Genomic DNA, 14896 nt, shown 5'->3' with positions numbered 1-14896 from the left:
TTTAAAGAATTTAATAGGATCGCTCCTTGACGGGCGTAGTTTTAAAGGTTAGAGGGTGTAAACGAAAGGAAATGATATGTCTGGCGTTCAGGATTATCTCTCAAAATTAAAACAAGATATTAAAGAAATTACCGCTCAAGAAGTAAAAGCCAAAATCGACAATAAGGAAAACATCCACATTATCGACGTGCGCGAAAAAGAAGAAACCAACGGAGGAATCGTGCCGGGGGCGGATACGATCAGCAAGGGTTTACTCGAAATGAAAATAGCGGGTGCCGAACCCAAGCTTGATCGCGAAATCATTCTCTACTGCGCCGGTGGCAATCGTTCGGCCATGGCTGCTAAAGCCTTGCAAGACATGGGCTATAAAAATGTTCTTTCCATGAAAGGTGGCTACTCGGCGTGGCAACATGCGGGGCTTCCCATTCAACAACAAAAATCACTTTCGGCCGATAGATTAGCCCGTTACGCCCGTCACTTATCGATGCCCGAAGTAGGCGAAGCGGGACAAATTAAATTATCCGAAGCTAAAGTGCTACTCATCGGCGCTGGTGGTTTGGGTTCGCCTGCCGGTTTGTATTTGGCTGCTGCCGGTGTGGGTACTGTTGGTATTATTGATAACGATACAGTGGACCGTTCCAATTTACAGCGTCAGATTTTGCATGATGAATCCTGGGTGGGGCTTTCTAAGGTAGCCAGCGCCCAGCATCGCATGAAAGGGATTAATTCTGATGTGAATGTAATTCCTCACAATGTGCGTTTGGACCGTACCAATGTTAAAGAAATTTTTTCTAAGTACGACATCATCGTAAACGGTTGCGATAATTTTGCGACGCGCTACCTTATCAACGATGCGTGCGTGTTTTTAAAGAAGCCACTTGTTGATGGTTCTATTTTTAGATTTGAAGGACAAGTAACGGTGTTTGATACCTCTAAAGGTGGCCCTTGCTACCGTTGTTTGTATCCTTTGCCTCCGCCGCCTGAAATGGCTCCCAGTTGCCAAGAGGCCGGTGTGTTTGGAGTGCTCCCTGGTATCATTGGTTCGCTTCAGGCGGTTGAAGTTATTAAAGTGGCGCTTGGTATTGGCGAACCTTTAGTGGGTAAGCTTTTACTGTACGATGCGCTTAAACAAAAATTTCGCGAGCTTAAAATTAGACGCGATAAAACCTGCCCTGTGTGCGGTGATAACCCAACAATCAAGGAATTGATTGATTACGAATGGTTTTGCACCACGGGGAATGTAAAACATTAAGAGTGAAGAGTAACCCCCTCCCGTCCTCCCCCTTACTTTAAGGGGGAGGGGCATGTGTTAGTAAGTCCTCCTCCCTTAGAGTAAGGGAGGAGACAGAGGTGGGTTACTCTTATTTTCATGAAAAACCGCAGCGCCAAAGTTGTCCGTAAAACCAAAGAAACGGACATTAGCCTAAATCTTAACATCGACGGTACCGGGCAGTATTCTATTAAAACGCCCATCCCGTTTTTTACACACATGCTCGAGGCGATTAGTCGCCACGGCTTGTTTGATATCACGCTTAAAGCCAAAGGTGATATCGATGTGGATGATCATCATTTAGTTGAAGATGTGGGCCTGGTGTTGGGCGAAGCGTTTACCAAAGCCTTGGGCGATAAAAAAGGCATACGTCGTTATGGTCACTTTACCTTGCCCATGGACGAGGTGCTCTCGATGGCTGCGGTAGATTTTTCGGGCCGTCCGGCCTTTGTTTATAAGAGTCCCGTTAAAAGCGGCAAAATCAAAAACTTTGATATCGATCTCGTGAACGAGTTCTTCCAGGCCTTTGTGAATGCAGCTGCTATCAATTTGCACCTCCATGTGCTTGAAAGCGGCAACAAACACCATGTAGTGGAATCGCTCTTTAAGGCCTTTACCCGTGCGGTGGATATGGCCACACAAATTGACCCTCGTGTTAAAAGTATTCCTTCTACCAAAGGCAAGTTATAGTCATGACAATCGCGGTTATCGATTACGAAATGGGCAACTTAAAAAGTGTGTCCAAAGCGCTGGAATCTCAGGGCGCTTCTGTAACTGTGACGCGTGATCCGTCCGTTATCAAAAACGCCTCTAAAATTGTACTGCCGGGAGTAGGGGCTTATGGCATGTGCATGGATAATCTTAAAAAATTTGGCTTAGTCGAGGTGATTAAAGAGTCGATTGCCTCTGGCAAAAGGTTTTTGGGAATTTGTTTGGGGCTGCAACTTTTATTTGAAGAATCCGAAGAATTTGGCCCCATACAAGGCTTGGGTGTTTTAAAAGGGAAAGTAAAAAAGTTTAAAGGCGATTTAAAAGTACCGCAGATTGGTTGGAATACGGTAAATGCAAAAAAAGGATCAACTTTATTTAAAGACATTGAAAACAATTCGCGCTTTTATTTTGTGCACTCGTATTACGTGGAGCCGCAAGACAAGTCGCTTATTGCGTCTACAACGCCGTACGGGATTGAATATTGCTCGAGTGTAGAAAAAGACAATATTGTGGCTGTGCAATTCCACCCGGAAAAAAGTCAGGCGACGGGTTTAAAGATGCTTAAAAATTTTGTGGAGCTGAAATGATTATTATTCCTGCCATTGATTTAAAAGATCAAAACGTGGTGCGCTTGTCGCAAGGCAAGATGAGTGATGAGATTGTGTACTCGTCCGATCCCGTGACCATGGCCGAAAAATGGTACCGGATCCTCGTAGATTCTGGATCGCAAGAGTATCGTCTTCACATCGTCGATTTAAACGGCGCGTTTGAAGGTAAGCCCGTGCATGCTGCCGTGATTAAGAAAATCACCAAAGCTTTTCCCGATTTAAAAATTGAAATTGGTGGTGGTATACGTTCACTTGAAACCATCCAGGAATATTTTGATGCGGGTGTGAGTTATTGTATTTTGGGAACAGCCGCTATTAAAAACCCTCAACTTTTAAAAGATGCCTGTGACAAACACCCTGGCCGCATTATTTTGGGTGTAGATGCTAAAGACGGCATGGTGGCCACCGAAGGTTGGGATAAAGTATCGCGTACATCAGCAATTGACCTGGTTAAAAGTTTTGAAGACCTTAAAATTGAATCGGTTGTTTATACGGATATCGCCAAGGATGGGATGTTACAGGGAATGAATATTCCGGCGCTTAAAATTATGGTTCAAGAATCACCGTTTCCCATTATTGCTTCCGGTGGTTTTACCAGTTTAAAAGATGTTCGGGACTTGAAAAATATTTCTAATATTTATGGAATGATTGCTGGAAAAGCGCTGTATGAAAATAAAGTGAAGTTAGAGGATGCTGTAAAAGAAACATGGTAAACAATCTCGCCAAAAGAATCATCCCTTGCCTCGACGTAAAAGAAGGGCGCGTTGTTAAAGGGGTAAAATTCGTCGGTCTTAAAGACGCAGGGGATCCTGTGGAAGTAGCCAAGCGTTATAACGAAGAGGGTGCTGATGAATTGTGTTTTTTGGATATCACGGCCTCGCATGAAAAACGAGGGATTATTCTCGATGTTGTTGAAAAAACCGCCAGCCAAATTTTTATGCCACTCACCGTGGGCGGAGGTGTGCGTACCAATGATGATATACGCGCGCTTTTAAATGCTGGTGCCGATAAAGTATCTATTAATACAGCTGCCATTCACCGTCCCGAATTTGTGAAAGAAGCCTCTGAACGTTTTGGAAGCCAATGCATCGTCGTTGCTATCGACGCCAAGCAGGTGGCCTCGGGCAAATTCGAAATCTTCACCCATGGGGGCCGTAATGCGACCGGAATCGACGCTGTAGAATGGGCTAAAAAAATGGAAAGCTTTGGTGCCGGTGAAATTCTTCTTACCAGCATGGATCGTGATGGGACCAAGATGGGTTATAATTTGGAACTTACCAGGGCTATTAGTGATGCGGTGAGAATCCCGGTAATTGCCTCTGGTGGTGTGGGTAATTTAGAACATTTGTACGAAGGTTTAACCCAAGGTGGGGCCGATGCGGTGCTGGCAGCGTCTATTTTTCACTATCAGGAGCATACGGTGGGCGAGGCAAAACAATATTTACAACAAAAAGGGGTTACGGTAAGGACATAAGCTATGAGCCAATTTGACGAACTTGTTAAAAATTTAAAGTATGACGAACACGGGTTAATTCCCGCCATTGTGCAAGACTATCAAAATAACGAAATTTTGATGGTAGGGTACATGAACGCAGAAGCGGTAAGAAAAACCATGGAAGGTCCGTTTGTAAACTTCTATTCGCGTTCGCGCCAGAAGATGTGGATTAAGGGAGAAAGCTCAGGCCACACGCAAACCGTAAAAGAAATTTATTTTGATTGCGATAAAGATTGTATTCTTATTAAAGCCGACCAAAAAGTAGCGGCTTGTCACGTGGGGTATCGTACTTGTTTTTATCGCCGTGTAGAAAAAGACGGGTCTGTTACCACTGTTGGCGAAAAGATTTTTGAAGAAGATAAGGTGTATAAAAAATGAGTGATTGCATCTTTTGCAAAATAGCCTCCAAACAAATTCCCAGCAAACTTATTCTGGAAAACGAGCACGTTGTTGCTTTTCACGATATATCTCCTCAAGCGCCGGTGCATGTGTTGGTAATTCCTAAAAAGCATGTGGCTACTCTTAACGATTTGTCCGATAGCATCTTAGCCGGCGAAATGATTAAAGCTGCCCAGCAGGTGGCTAAAGATTTGGGAATTGATAAAACCGGTTACCGTACCGTGATGAACTGTAACCAGGAGGGTGGACAGACGGTGTATCATCTCCATCTCCATGTGATGGGCGGGCGGCAATTGGGTGGTAACATGGCCGGATAAGCCCTTGACAAGACGAGCCTAAATAACTTACAAAGAACAACTTTTTTTAAACCTATCAATCCTTAAGAGGTGATTTGAAATGCCAGGTGTTACAATTAAAGACGGTGAGTCTTTTGAAAGCGGAATTAGACGTTTTAAAAAACAATGCGAAAAAGCCGGAATTTTGGCCGAAGTACGCAAGCGCGAGCACTATGAAAAGCCTTCCATTAGAGCTAAAAAGAAGAGTGCCGCTGCCCGTAAACGTTTAATAGTTCGTTAATTTTCAATATTTTAAATGTCAATTCTTCAACAACTGGAAACACAGTTAAAAGAGGCCATGAAAGCTCGAAATACCGAGCTTTTAGCGGCTATTCGCCTTATTAAGTCTACCGTTAAAAATAAGGAAATTGAACTGATACGGCCGCTGACCGAAGCCGAGTTTTTTCAGGTGTTGGGTACCATGGTGAAGCAGCGCAAAGATTCCATGGATCAGTTTAAAGCGGCTGGACGGGACGATCTGTATCAAAAAGAAGAGAGTGAGCTTAAGGTTATTGAATCTTTTTTACCAAAATCTTTAAGCGATGAAGAGCTTTCTCAAATGATTGCAGACGCCATGAAAGAAACCGGCGCTCAAGGCCCTGCGGGTATGGGGCTTGTGATGAAGGCTTTAAAAGACAAAACGGCAGGCCGTGTAGATGGCAAAATTCTCTCTGAAAAAGTGAAGGCCGCTCTGGCCAAATAATTCCCTCATCCGTCTCGCCTTTGGCGAGCCACCTTCTCCCACAAGGGGAGAAGGAAATATTGAAAAGTTTCGATTAACAGGCAACTTTTTAAGTTTTTAACCGAAGAAAAGGCATGCTTTATCCGCAGGAAATTTTGGATGACATCGCCACCCGGCTGGATATTGTTTCGGTGGTGGGCGAGCATGTGGTGCTTAAAAAAAGTGGTATCAATTACAAGGGCTTATGTCCCTTTCACCAGGAAAAATCTCCTTCCTTCATGGTGAATCCCGAAAAAAATATCTTTCATTGTTTTGGCTGCGGTGTGGGCGGCAATGTGTTTTCTTTTCTCATGAAAAAAGAGGGGAAAACTTTCCCCGAAGCCGTGCGTGATTTAGCAGCCCGTGCTGGTGTTGATTTATCGCGTTTTACCAAAGAAACTTCCGGAGCCGATACTCATAGCGAAATTTATTACCGTATCAACCGTTACGCGGGTTGGTTTTTTCATCAGCAACTCTCCGAACCCCAAGGCAAAGTGGCTTTTGCCTACACACAAAAGCGCAAGCTTTCGCCCGAAATTATGGCCGATTTTAAATTGGGTTATGCGCCGGCCAGTTGGGATGGGTTGAGCAGTTTTTTAAATAAAAAAGGTGTTCCCATGGAGGAAGCACTCACTCTTTCTTTGGTGCGCCAAAAAGAAAGCCGTGTTTACGATTTTTTTAGAGATCGCTTGATGTTTCCCATCATTGATGCCGAAGGCCGTGTGATTGCTTTTGGCGGACGTCGTTTAAACGATAAATCGGATGAGCCAAAATACATCAATTCACCCGAATCACCCGTTTATAGTAAAGGACGCGAGGTATTTGGCCTGTTTCAGGCCAAAAAACATATACGCGAGAAGGATCAAATTATTATTGTAGAAGGGTATATGGATCTTATCACGCTTCATCAAGCGGGCCTTAACACGGCGGTGGCGCCGCTGGGCACGGCTTTAACGCCCATGCAGGTTAAAAAACTGTCGCGCTATTCGCGCAACTTTTGTTTACTGTTTGACGGCGACAATGCCGGTTTTGAAGCTAGCCTCAGGTCTATTTCTATTTTCTTAAAAGAAGGTTTTCATCCCAAACTGGTTATTTTACCCCCAGGCGAAGACCCCGATACTTTTATCCATCACAACGGAGCCGAAGCCTTGCAAAAGCTGGTGCGCGAGGCGCTTCCTGCGCTGGATACGCTTCTTCTTAAATATTTTTCGGAGGCGTCTTCCAAAACATCCGATAAAGTTGGGGCGGCTCAAAAAATTGCCCCCTTGCTCGATCAAATTGGCAATGAGATTGAAAAAAAGGCTTATCAGGCCAAAATTTCAAAGTTGGTGGGGGTGGAAGAAAATAAGGCCTCTAGCCGCTCTTTTCCTCCGGAGTCCTATCGGGGAAAAACCGTGGTAAAAGCCGGAAATCAATTGAAAATTTCACTTGAAAGAAATCTGTTGGAGCTTTATGTCAAGTATCCGGATCGGGTTTCGTCTCTTTTTGTGGAAGAGGATTTAAAACTGGTGGAAGACGAAACTCTTAAAAAGCTTTTTGGACTCATTGCCGATGAATTTAAAAAGAAGGGAATGATTCGGGTAGAAGAATTATTGTCTCCTGCATTGGGAGACGGCGAAAGTATTTTAAGCCGCATTGTTTTTGGCGATGCCGTGGCTCCGGCTGAAGAAGAGCTGACCCAAATGATTAGTGATTGTTACGGGCGCTGGAAGGCTCAAAAGTTAAAAGACCAATTGGCTAAAATTACCAGCGCCATCCACTTGGCCGAGCTTAAAGGCGACCAGGACGAAATAGCCCGCTTGCTCTCGCAAAAAAGCGAAGCTGTGAAGCAAATGGGAATAAAACATTAAAGGAATTATCATGCAAAAAAACGAGACTACCATTAACGCTCCCAAATCAGTTGACCCCAAAGATCTTCAAAAATTAATTGATAAGGGCAAAGAGAAAGGTTTTTTAACCTTTGATGATCTCAATAAAACTCTTCCTCCCGATATCGTGTCGGCCCAAGTGTTAGACGAAGTGTTGGCCGTGTTCGACAGCATGGATATTGACGTTGTAGAAAACGAAAAAGATTACAAAGAAAAGAAAGATTTAAAAAAGAGCGATAAAGATGACGATGACGATGATGATGACGGTGAAGCCGAACCGGTTGTAGAAGCTGATACGGGCGGCCGTTCCAACGACCCTGTGCGTTTGTACTTGCGTAAAATGGGGCAGGTGCCACTCCTCACGCGTGAAGGTGAAGTAGAAATCGCCAAAAATATTGAAAAGTGGGAAGACCAGGTTTTGCAAATCATCTTGGCTTCTGCCATTGGCCGCCAGGAAATTATGGATATGTTTGAGGCCTTAACCAAAAACAATATCCGCGTTTTTGACATCATTAAAGAATTAGATGTAATGGAAAACGCCAGCGGCGAAGGCCCCGATTTGGGTAAGATGGAAGAAGATCATCGTACCCGCGTTCTTAAATTATTGGGCACGGTTAAAACACTTACCAAAGAATACAACAAGCACCATCAAAAAGCGGTAAACCCGCGCATGCGTGAAGCGCTCCGTAAAAAGAGCGAAGAAAAACGCACCGAAGTACAAAAGAAAATGATTGAGTGCTTACGCGATATCAATTTCAATCGTGACACTATCAACCGTTTTATTGGCCGTTTAAAAGAAGTGATTGAAACCATCGAAAGCCGCGAACGCTTGATTGGACGTCACCGAGAAACCTTAAAATTAGAACCCGAAGAAGCGATTGACGTTGCGCGCAAGATGAAAAAATCGCCTTACTTGCAACGTAAGGTGGTTCAAAAATCAAAACTTTCCAAAGCCGATGTATACAAGCTTTGCGACGAGATGCTGGAGCATTATAAAAATAACCGCAAGATTGAAAGCGACTTTGATGCCAACATCAACGATTTAAAACGCACCTATCGCGAATTAAAATACGCCGAATCCGAAGCCGATCGTGCCAAAGGTGAGTTGGTAGAAGCGAATCTTCGTCTCGTAGTGAGTATCGCTAAAAAATATACCAACCGTGGGCTTCAATTTTTGGATCTTATCCAAGAAGGTAACATTGGCCTTATGAAAGCGGTTGATAAATTTGAATACCGTCGTGGTTACAAGTTTTCAACTTACGCCACTTGGTGGATTCGTCAGGCTATTACCCGCGCCATTGCCGATCAGGCCCGCACCATCCGTATCCCGGTGCATATGATTGAAACCATCAACAAGTTGGTGCGTACCTCGCGTTACTTGGTGCAAGAAAAAGGACGTGAACCCACACCCGAAGAAATTGCCGAAAAGATGGAGATGCCGCTTGAGAAAGTGCGCAAGGTGTTAAAAATTGCCAAAGAACCCATCTCGCTTGAAACGCCCATTGGTGAAGAAGAAGACAGTCATTTGGGAGATTTTATTGAAGACAAGTCTATCTTGTCGCCGTCGGAAGCGGCTATTAACTTTAACCTGGGTGATGAAACCACCGAAGTGTTGCAAACTTTAACGCCGCGCGAAGAAAAAGTAATTCGCATGCGTTTTGGTATTGGTGAAAAATCGGATCACACCTTGGAAGAAGTAGGTCGCGATTTCTCGGTAACCCGCGAACGTATCCGTCAGATTGAGGCTAAAGCGCTGCGCAAATTACGTCATCCTAGCCGCGCTAAAAAGTTGAAAGCTTTTGTTGATGGCCAATAATTTTTATTAAGGGGGCTCTTAGCTCAGTTGGTTAGAGCGGCCGGCTCATAACCGGTTGGTCCCAGGTTCAAGTCCTGGAGGGCCCATTTTTTTCTAAGTCTTTAGCCTGGCCTGGAAGGCCAGGCTAAAGACTTAGAAAAAAATTGTACTTTTTGCTCCGCAAAAAGTGCATATTTTCAACCATGTCTCTTCTTCTTAAACAGCTCGTTAAAATTTTCGAAAAAAAGATCCCTCTCACTTACCAAGAAACCTGGGATAGATCCGGCCTCCAATTTAAAGGTATAAACCCCAAAGTATCCCGCGTTCTCTTTGTCTACGACGTCACGCGCCCCGTATTGCGTTATGCCGCTAAAAAGAAATTTGAACTTATCGTCACGCATCATCCTCTGTATCTTGGCAAGCGAGCAGGAGAGTACGAAAAAAGTCTTATTGTTTTCGCTAAAAAACACAAAATCGCCATCTATACCGCGCATACAAGTCACGATAATTCTCCCTTTAGTGTTAGTCGTTATTATGCTGGTTTACTCAAGCTTAGAAATTTAAAACCTATCGTCCATCGCAGTGGTTTGGTGGGAAATTTAGCGCAACCTATGACGGCTGCTGCTCTTAATAAAAAAGTAAAAAAGATATTTAAAACGCCTTTGCTCCGCTTTTCAGGGAACCCCAAACAAAAAATCAAAAAAGTAGCGCTTTGTACCGGCAGCGGCACTGGCTTACTACCGACGGTGATTGCGCAAAAGATCCCTTATTTCATCACCGGCGATGTGAAATATCATTATGGAGCGGATGCCAAACGGAATGATGTGTGTTTGGTAGATGTAGGACATTATTATTCGGAAATTATTTCCGTCAAATTACTCAAAAACATTTTTAAAGAATTGTTTGACGATAGCATCTATCTTGAGGAATATAGGGGTTTAACGGATGTTTTTACGAATATTTAACTCGTTTGTCATTCTGAGCGGAGCGAAGAATCCCCTTTTAACAGGAGATCCTTCACTACGTTCAGGATGACGAGCTGTTAACTAGGAAATTATGGGTTCATTCATTAATCAGGTTAAACGTACACACACTTGTAATCAGCTCACGGCTAAAAATGTGGGAGAAGAAGTAGTTCTTTTTGGATGGGTGGATACCCGCCGTGATCATGGTGGACTTATTTTTATCGATTTACGCGACCGTGATGGTCTGACTCAAATTGTGTTTGATCCTGACTTAAGCAAAAATGCACATGAAGCCGCTCACGATGTGCGTAGTGAATATTGTATTGGGATTAAAGGAAAAGTGCGCAACCGTCCCAGTGGGATGACCAACCCTAAATTACCTACCGGTGAAATTGAAATTGAAGCGCTGGAACTGGAAGTTTTTAATAAATCGAAAACACCTCCGTTTTTAATTGATGATAAAATTGATACCAACGAAGACGTACGTCTTAAGTATCGTTATTTAGATTTGCGTCGTCCTCAGCTGCAACGTAATCTCCGTTTACGTTCTAAGGTAACCGGCATTGTGCATGATTATTTTAACCGCAACGGATTTTTGGAAATTGAAACACCGTTCCTCACTAAATCTACTCCTGAAGGCGCTCGCGATTATCTGGTACCGTCACGCGTGCATCCCGGCCATTTTTACGCGCTCCCGCAATCGCCTCAATTATTTAAACAGTTGCTCATGGTATCGGGTTACGAACGTTATTACCAAATTGCTCGTTGTTTTAGAGATGAAGATTTGCGTGCTGATCGCCAACCTGAATTTACGCAGATCGACGTAGAGATGTCTTTTGTAAACGCCGATGACGTGATGAACATGATGGAAGGGCTGGTGGTGGAAGTGTGGGAAAAAGTTTTGGGCATAAAACTCAAAACCCCGTTCATTAAAATGCCGTATCAAGAATGTATGGACCGTTATGGTTTAGATGCGCCCGATACGCGTTTTGGGATGGAGCTTAAAATCGTGAACGATATTTTCCTCAACACGGGCTTCCAGGTATTTAAATCGGCAGCTACCGAGGGACTCATTCAAGCTATGAAAGTAGACGGCGGTGCTAAGTTTAGCCGTAGCGAAATTGACGATTTTACCAAATTCGTGGGTATCTATGGTGCGCGTGGTTTGGCGTATATTAAAATTTTAGAAAATGAATGGCAGTCGCCTATCACCAAGTTTTTATCCGAAACCGAAAAGGCCGAACTCACCAAACGCTTGGATTTAAAAGTAGGGGACATCGTTTTCTTTGGTGCTGGTAAAAAAAAAATTGTGTACGACTCCATGGGTAATTTGCGTGAACATGTGGCGGCTAAGTTAAAAATGCTGGATGATAATCAGTATAACTTTTTATGGGTCACCGATTTTCCGATGTTTGATTACGATGATGAAGCCAAACGTTTGGTGGCCGTGCATCACCCGTTTACCTCGTGCAAATACGAAGATATTTCTTTAATGGATAGCGAGCCGCTTAAGTGCCGGGCCAATGCGTATGATTTGGTACTAAACGGCAACGAAATTGGCGGTGGTTCTATTCGTATTCACGATCAGGAAATGCAGTCCAAAGTTTTTGATCTCTTAAAAATCACCCGTGAAGAAGCCAATGCTAAATTTGGTTTCTTGCTCGATGCACTTCAATTTGGCGCACCGCCGCATGGTGGTTTGGCTTTTGGTTTAGATCGCTTGGCCATGCTCCTTACACAAAGCACCAGTATTCGCGATGTGATTGCCTTCCCCAAAACTCAAAAGGCCACATGCCCCATGAGTGAAGCGCCATCTACGGTAGATCCCAAGCAACTCTTGGAGTTGTCGATTGCGATTAATAAAATTCAGACTTGATGCTTTTTAATTGGAGTTCAAGAAGGTCTTATAGGTGAAACGCTTATAGTATTTTTTGGTTTTTGTTGTATTTCCAAGAAATTTTATTCCGATTTAAGATTTTAACTATAGAAAGATCATTTTTTTTATAAAAAAATCAATATTAAGTCTTGAAACACGCTTAAAAAATCTTCACAATTAGCTCTCATTTTTTTTATTCACATTTTTTTCTTTGAGGGGGATTCATGAAATTTTCAAAGTATATTGCACTGTCTCTTGTTGTTTTAACATTTCAGGCATGTTCATCATCTGGCGGAGGATCGGCCGGTGTGGAACAGGTTACTGTTACTGGCCAAGTATCGGTTCGTAGTACCGATGTTGCTGCTTCTTTATCAACTCTTACCAAAAGTACGGCTATACCTCGTTTTGAAACAGTGGGTGATACTGTTTTAGCGAATGCCGAAGTCACGTTGGTTAAAATTAATGCTGACGGTACCGAAACAGAAGAAGCTACCACAACAACAGATAGCGAAGGTAATTATACTTTAGCCCAGGTAGATGTGTGTCAGGCGGGTACTGGCGCTGATGATGATTATTATTACGAAATGCGCGTGACAAGTGGTGATGTTACCGTAAAGGCACCGGCGTGTCCCACGGGTGATTCTGAAGAAGTAGCCTTAAACGTTTCTCCCGAATCAACTGTAGCTGCCGAAGTTATTTCAAATGTAGCCGATTCGCGCTCCTTTGATAATAACCCCATTCCTCCTGCCGAGCAGTTTGAAAAAGTGATTAACTTTGTGGCAGGTAACATGAATAATTTGGGTAATAATATTGATGTTCCGGCTCTTGATGATGCTGATGGAGTATTGGCGCTGGCTAATGGTATTGCCGCAGCCGGTGGTGATGCCGAAAAATCGTATAAGCAATTTTCGTTTGAATCGGAATTTGTAGGTTTAACCAATTCTGAAGACGCTACCACCGACCAAATGGCGGGGTACATGGTGCGTATTGCCAGAGAATCTACCGATCAACCGGCAACAACTCCTCTTAACGAAGGAGCGGCTATGGCTTTAGCCGAGGCCATGGAAGCGGGTACTACTTTTACTCCGGCCGATGTGGTGGAAGCTTTTAACTCTATTGCGGATACTCCCAAGGATGTGGATACGGAGGTTACAGAATATGCAGCAGACCTTGGTCATTTAAGAGATGCCAACGAAATTTTAGGTGGCACCGATGTTGTTGAAGAAGCCTTTATTGAAGATGATCAGCAGGTGGCTCTTTATACACAAAGAGAGCTCAATGAAGATACTTTTGCATCAGATACTCCTCTTGATGCCGATCAGGCTTTAACCTTTCTTATGAGTTTGGGTGAAACCCCCGGTGTTTTTGCCGGTTCCCCCGATATTACAGCGGTTATTGCCGCCCTTACCGGTTCTACCGCGCTTGAAAGCCCGCAAATTGATGAAGTACAAATTTACGCTAACAGTGGTTTTGGCTGCGTGGGTTTAGGGCAGGGTCATTTTGTGGCTGATGTACGGGTGTATATTCCCGATGGTAGTGCTCTTACCGTTAATTCGGTAGTTGTTACCTCCACCGATACTACCGCACTGGGTGGAGATGGCAGTGTTACTCTTGATCCGGCTGGTGGTAATCGTTATGAAATGACAGCTGATGGTAACTGCGTGGAAAGCGGAACCGAAGTTACCTATACAGTTACGGCTACTTTCTCGGATGATTCTACCGCTACAAAAGAAGTGACGCGTAATCATCCCGAAGTTCCGGAAGCCGATGCTGATATGGATGGTGTTGCTTTATCGGGCGATGAACATGCGGCCACTGTGGTGGATGTAGCTCGCCCAACCTTTACTTGGGAATCTCCCGAAGATGTATTGGCTCTTATTACAGGTGCTCCTGCTGGTTCAGAGGTAAAATATCAGTACGAATATGCTCATTATAAAATTGGTGATGGCGCTCCGCTTGCCAATACAAGCGATTGTCCTGCTGTTACAGCCGGGCCGTTATATTCTGTAGATAACTTTATTCCCACTATCGATTGTAATGTAGATGCTTGTGCAACGGCACATGCTACTACACCCGATCAAATTACCTGTCGTTTGGCTATCCAAACATTCTTGGTGGATGAAACAGACGATATTTTGGGTCAGGCTGCTGGGGATTTTAAATTCTTCTGCGTTGACACCAATGGTGATGATGATTGCGGTGAATAAATAAGCAGTACTCTATCTAAGTCTTTTAAAAGCCCCCGTATTTGCGGGGGCTTTTTTTTTTAAGGTTTTGCATCAAATGCCATATCGTAGTTGCTTATTTGATTGGTTTGATAATTCATTCCCTGTGTTGGGATAATCAATTGAGTTCCTTTAAAAAGCCACACCGCTTTTGTAGCTCCTTTGGGTAATTCGTAAGGTATTTTGCCATCTTTAAAGCTTATTTCCATTTTATCAGGGGCTGTTTTTACAGCTGTAAAAAGATGCTTTTCGGCAGTAGTGGCATCGTAATCTTTTTCGATTGTGTAAGTACCTGAGAGGGTATTGTTATTAATGACAAGCTCTACCACGGTACGGTCTTTTAAACCTCCGTTTTCAAACTTCATACTGCTTGTACCTTGTGCCCATACAGTGGGGGCTACTAACGCTAATAAAATCGCAAAAATACGTTTCATAGGGGGTCTCCTTGTTTATCAAAATGAAATTCCTGTTTTTCCGGAGCATCATTTTTTTGACATGGTTCCTTATGGCTTTATTAAAGTCAAATAAATAACTTATTGAAACTATTAATTTTTTTTTATGCTGAGGATGGCTGGTTTGGCATGGGGTTTGAATTAGTAAGGAGTGAGGGAGTAGTTTTTTATGAAAC

The 14896-nt window shown here is 43.5% G+C and carries 15 protein-coding genes and 1 tRNA gene; 15 read left to right on the top strand and 1 reads right to left on the bottom strand.

All coding sequences use genetic code 11. The features are described from left to right. Nucleotides 1–76: 76 nt before the first annotated feature. From moeB to K1X76_10425, 15 genes are all read left to right on the top strand, one after another. Nucleotides 77–1252 carry a molybdopterin-synthase adenylyltransferase MoeB gene (gene moeB / locus K1X76_10495; protein MBX7149496.1) on the top strand — a complete coding sequence of 392 codons (1176 nt, stop codon included), beginning with the start codon at nt 77–79 and terminating at the stop codon, nt 1250–1252. A gap of 117 nt (nt 1253–1369) precedes the next feature. Beyond that, on the top strand, nt 1370–1960 hold the full coding sequence (hisB, locus tag K1X76_10490) for an imidazoleglycerol-phosphate dehydratase HisB (protein ID MBX7149495.1): 591 nt from the start codon (nt 1370–1372) through the stop codon (nt 1958–1960). A gap of 2 nt (nt 1961–1962) precedes the next feature. Next, nucleotides 1963–2568, top strand: coding sequence for an imidazole glycerol phosphate synthase subunit HisH (gene hisH / locus K1X76_10485; GenBank protein MBX7149494.1), 606 nt, complete (start codon nt 1963–1965; stop codon nt 2566–2568). Beyond that, entirely contained in the window at nt 2565–3302 is a 738-nt protein-coding gene (gene hisA, locus K1X76_10480) for a 1-(5-phosphoribosyl)-5-[(5-phosphoribosylamino)methylideneamino]imidazole-4-carboxamide isomerase (protein MBX7149493.1), read from the top strand. The genes hisH and hisA overlap by 4 nt, the downstream gene beginning before the upstream one ends. Next, the gene (gene hisF / locus K1X76_10475) at nt 3296–4063 is read left to right on the top strand and encodes an imidazole glycerol phosphate synthase subunit HisF (protein ID MBX7149492.1); all 768 of its coding nucleotides are present in this window, start codon (nt 3296–3298) and stop codon (nt 4061–4063) included. The genes hisA and hisF overlap by 7 nt, the downstream gene beginning before the upstream one ends. 3 nt (nt 4064–4066) lie before the next feature. Further along, nucleotides 4067–4462: a phosphoribosyl-AMP cyclohydrolase gene (gene hisI / locus K1X76_10470; protein MBX7149491.1), complete on the top strand. Its 396-nt coding sequence runs from the start codon at nt 4067–4069 to the stop codon at nt 4460–4462. Next, nucleotides 4459–4800, top strand: coding sequence for a histidine triad nucleotide-binding protein (locus tag K1X76_10465; GenBank protein ID MBX7149490.1), 342 nt, complete (start codon nt 4459–4461; stop codon nt 4798–4800). The genes hisI and K1X76_10465 overlap by 4 nt, the downstream gene beginning before the upstream one ends. Nucleotides 4801–4879: 79 nt before the next feature. Next, a complete protein-coding gene (gene rpsU / locus K1X76_10460; protein MBX7149489.1) occupies nt 4880–5059 on the top strand; it encodes a 30S ribosomal protein S21 in 180 nt (59 codons plus the stop codon). Nucleotides 5060–5074: 15 nt separating this feature from the next. Next, a complete protein-coding gene (locus K1X76_10455) occupies nt 5075–5521 on the top strand; it encodes a GatB/YqeY domain-containing protein (GenBank protein ID MBX7149488.1) in 447 nt (148 codons plus the stop codon). 113 nt (nt 5522–5634) lie between these two features. Further along, nucleotides 5635–7389, top strand: a complete 1755-nt coding sequence (dnaG, locus tag K1X76_10450) for a DNA primase (GenBank protein MBX7149487.1) — start codon at nt 5635–5637, stop codon at nt 7387–7389. 10 nt (nt 7390–7399) lie between these two features. Continuing rightward, nucleotides 7400–9223, top strand: a complete 1824-nt coding sequence (rpoD, locus tag K1X76_10445) for an RNA polymerase sigma factor RpoD (protein MBX7149486.1) — start codon at nt 7400–7402, stop codon at nt 9221–9223. A 12-nt stretch (nt 9224–9235) separates the two neighbouring features. Beyond that, nucleotides 9236–9309, top strand: a tRNA-Ile gene (locus K1X76_10440). Between the two features lie 96 nt (nt 9310–9405). After that, on the top strand, nt 9406–10167 hold the full coding sequence (locus K1X76_10435) for a Nif3-like dinuclear metal center hexameric protein (protein ID MBX7149485.1): 762 nt from the start codon (nt 9406–9408) through the stop codon (nt 10165–10167). A 91-nt stretch (nt 10168–10258) separates the two neighbouring features. Beyond that, nucleotides 10259–12043, top strand: coding sequence for an aspartate--tRNA ligase (gene aspS, locus K1X76_10430; protein ID MBX7149484.1), 1785 nt, complete (start codon nt 10259–10261; stop codon nt 12041–12043). A 224-nt stretch (nt 12044–12267) separates the two neighbouring features. Then, entirely contained in the window at nt 12268–14250 is a 1983-nt protein-coding gene (locus K1X76_10425) for a hypothetical protein (GenBank protein ID MBX7149483.1), read from the top strand. A 59-nt stretch (nt 14251–14309) separates the two neighbouring features. Here K1X76_10425 and K1X76_10420 read toward each other — a convergent pair whose 3' ends face one another. Beyond that, complete coding sequence (locus K1X76_10420; GenBank protein ID MBX7149482.1) at nt 14310–14702, bottom strand: hypothetical protein; 393 nt, start codon at nt 14700–14702, stop codon at nt 14310–14312. Nucleotides 14703–14896: the final 194 nt, after the last annotated feature.

Source organism: bacterium, assembly GCA_019695305.1.
Lineage (GTDB): Bacteria > UBA10199 > UBA10199 > UBA10199 > JAIBAG01 > JAIBAG01.
Note: the sequence above shows the minus strand (reverse complement) of the source record. Positions and strands in the feature narration are given on the sequence as shown.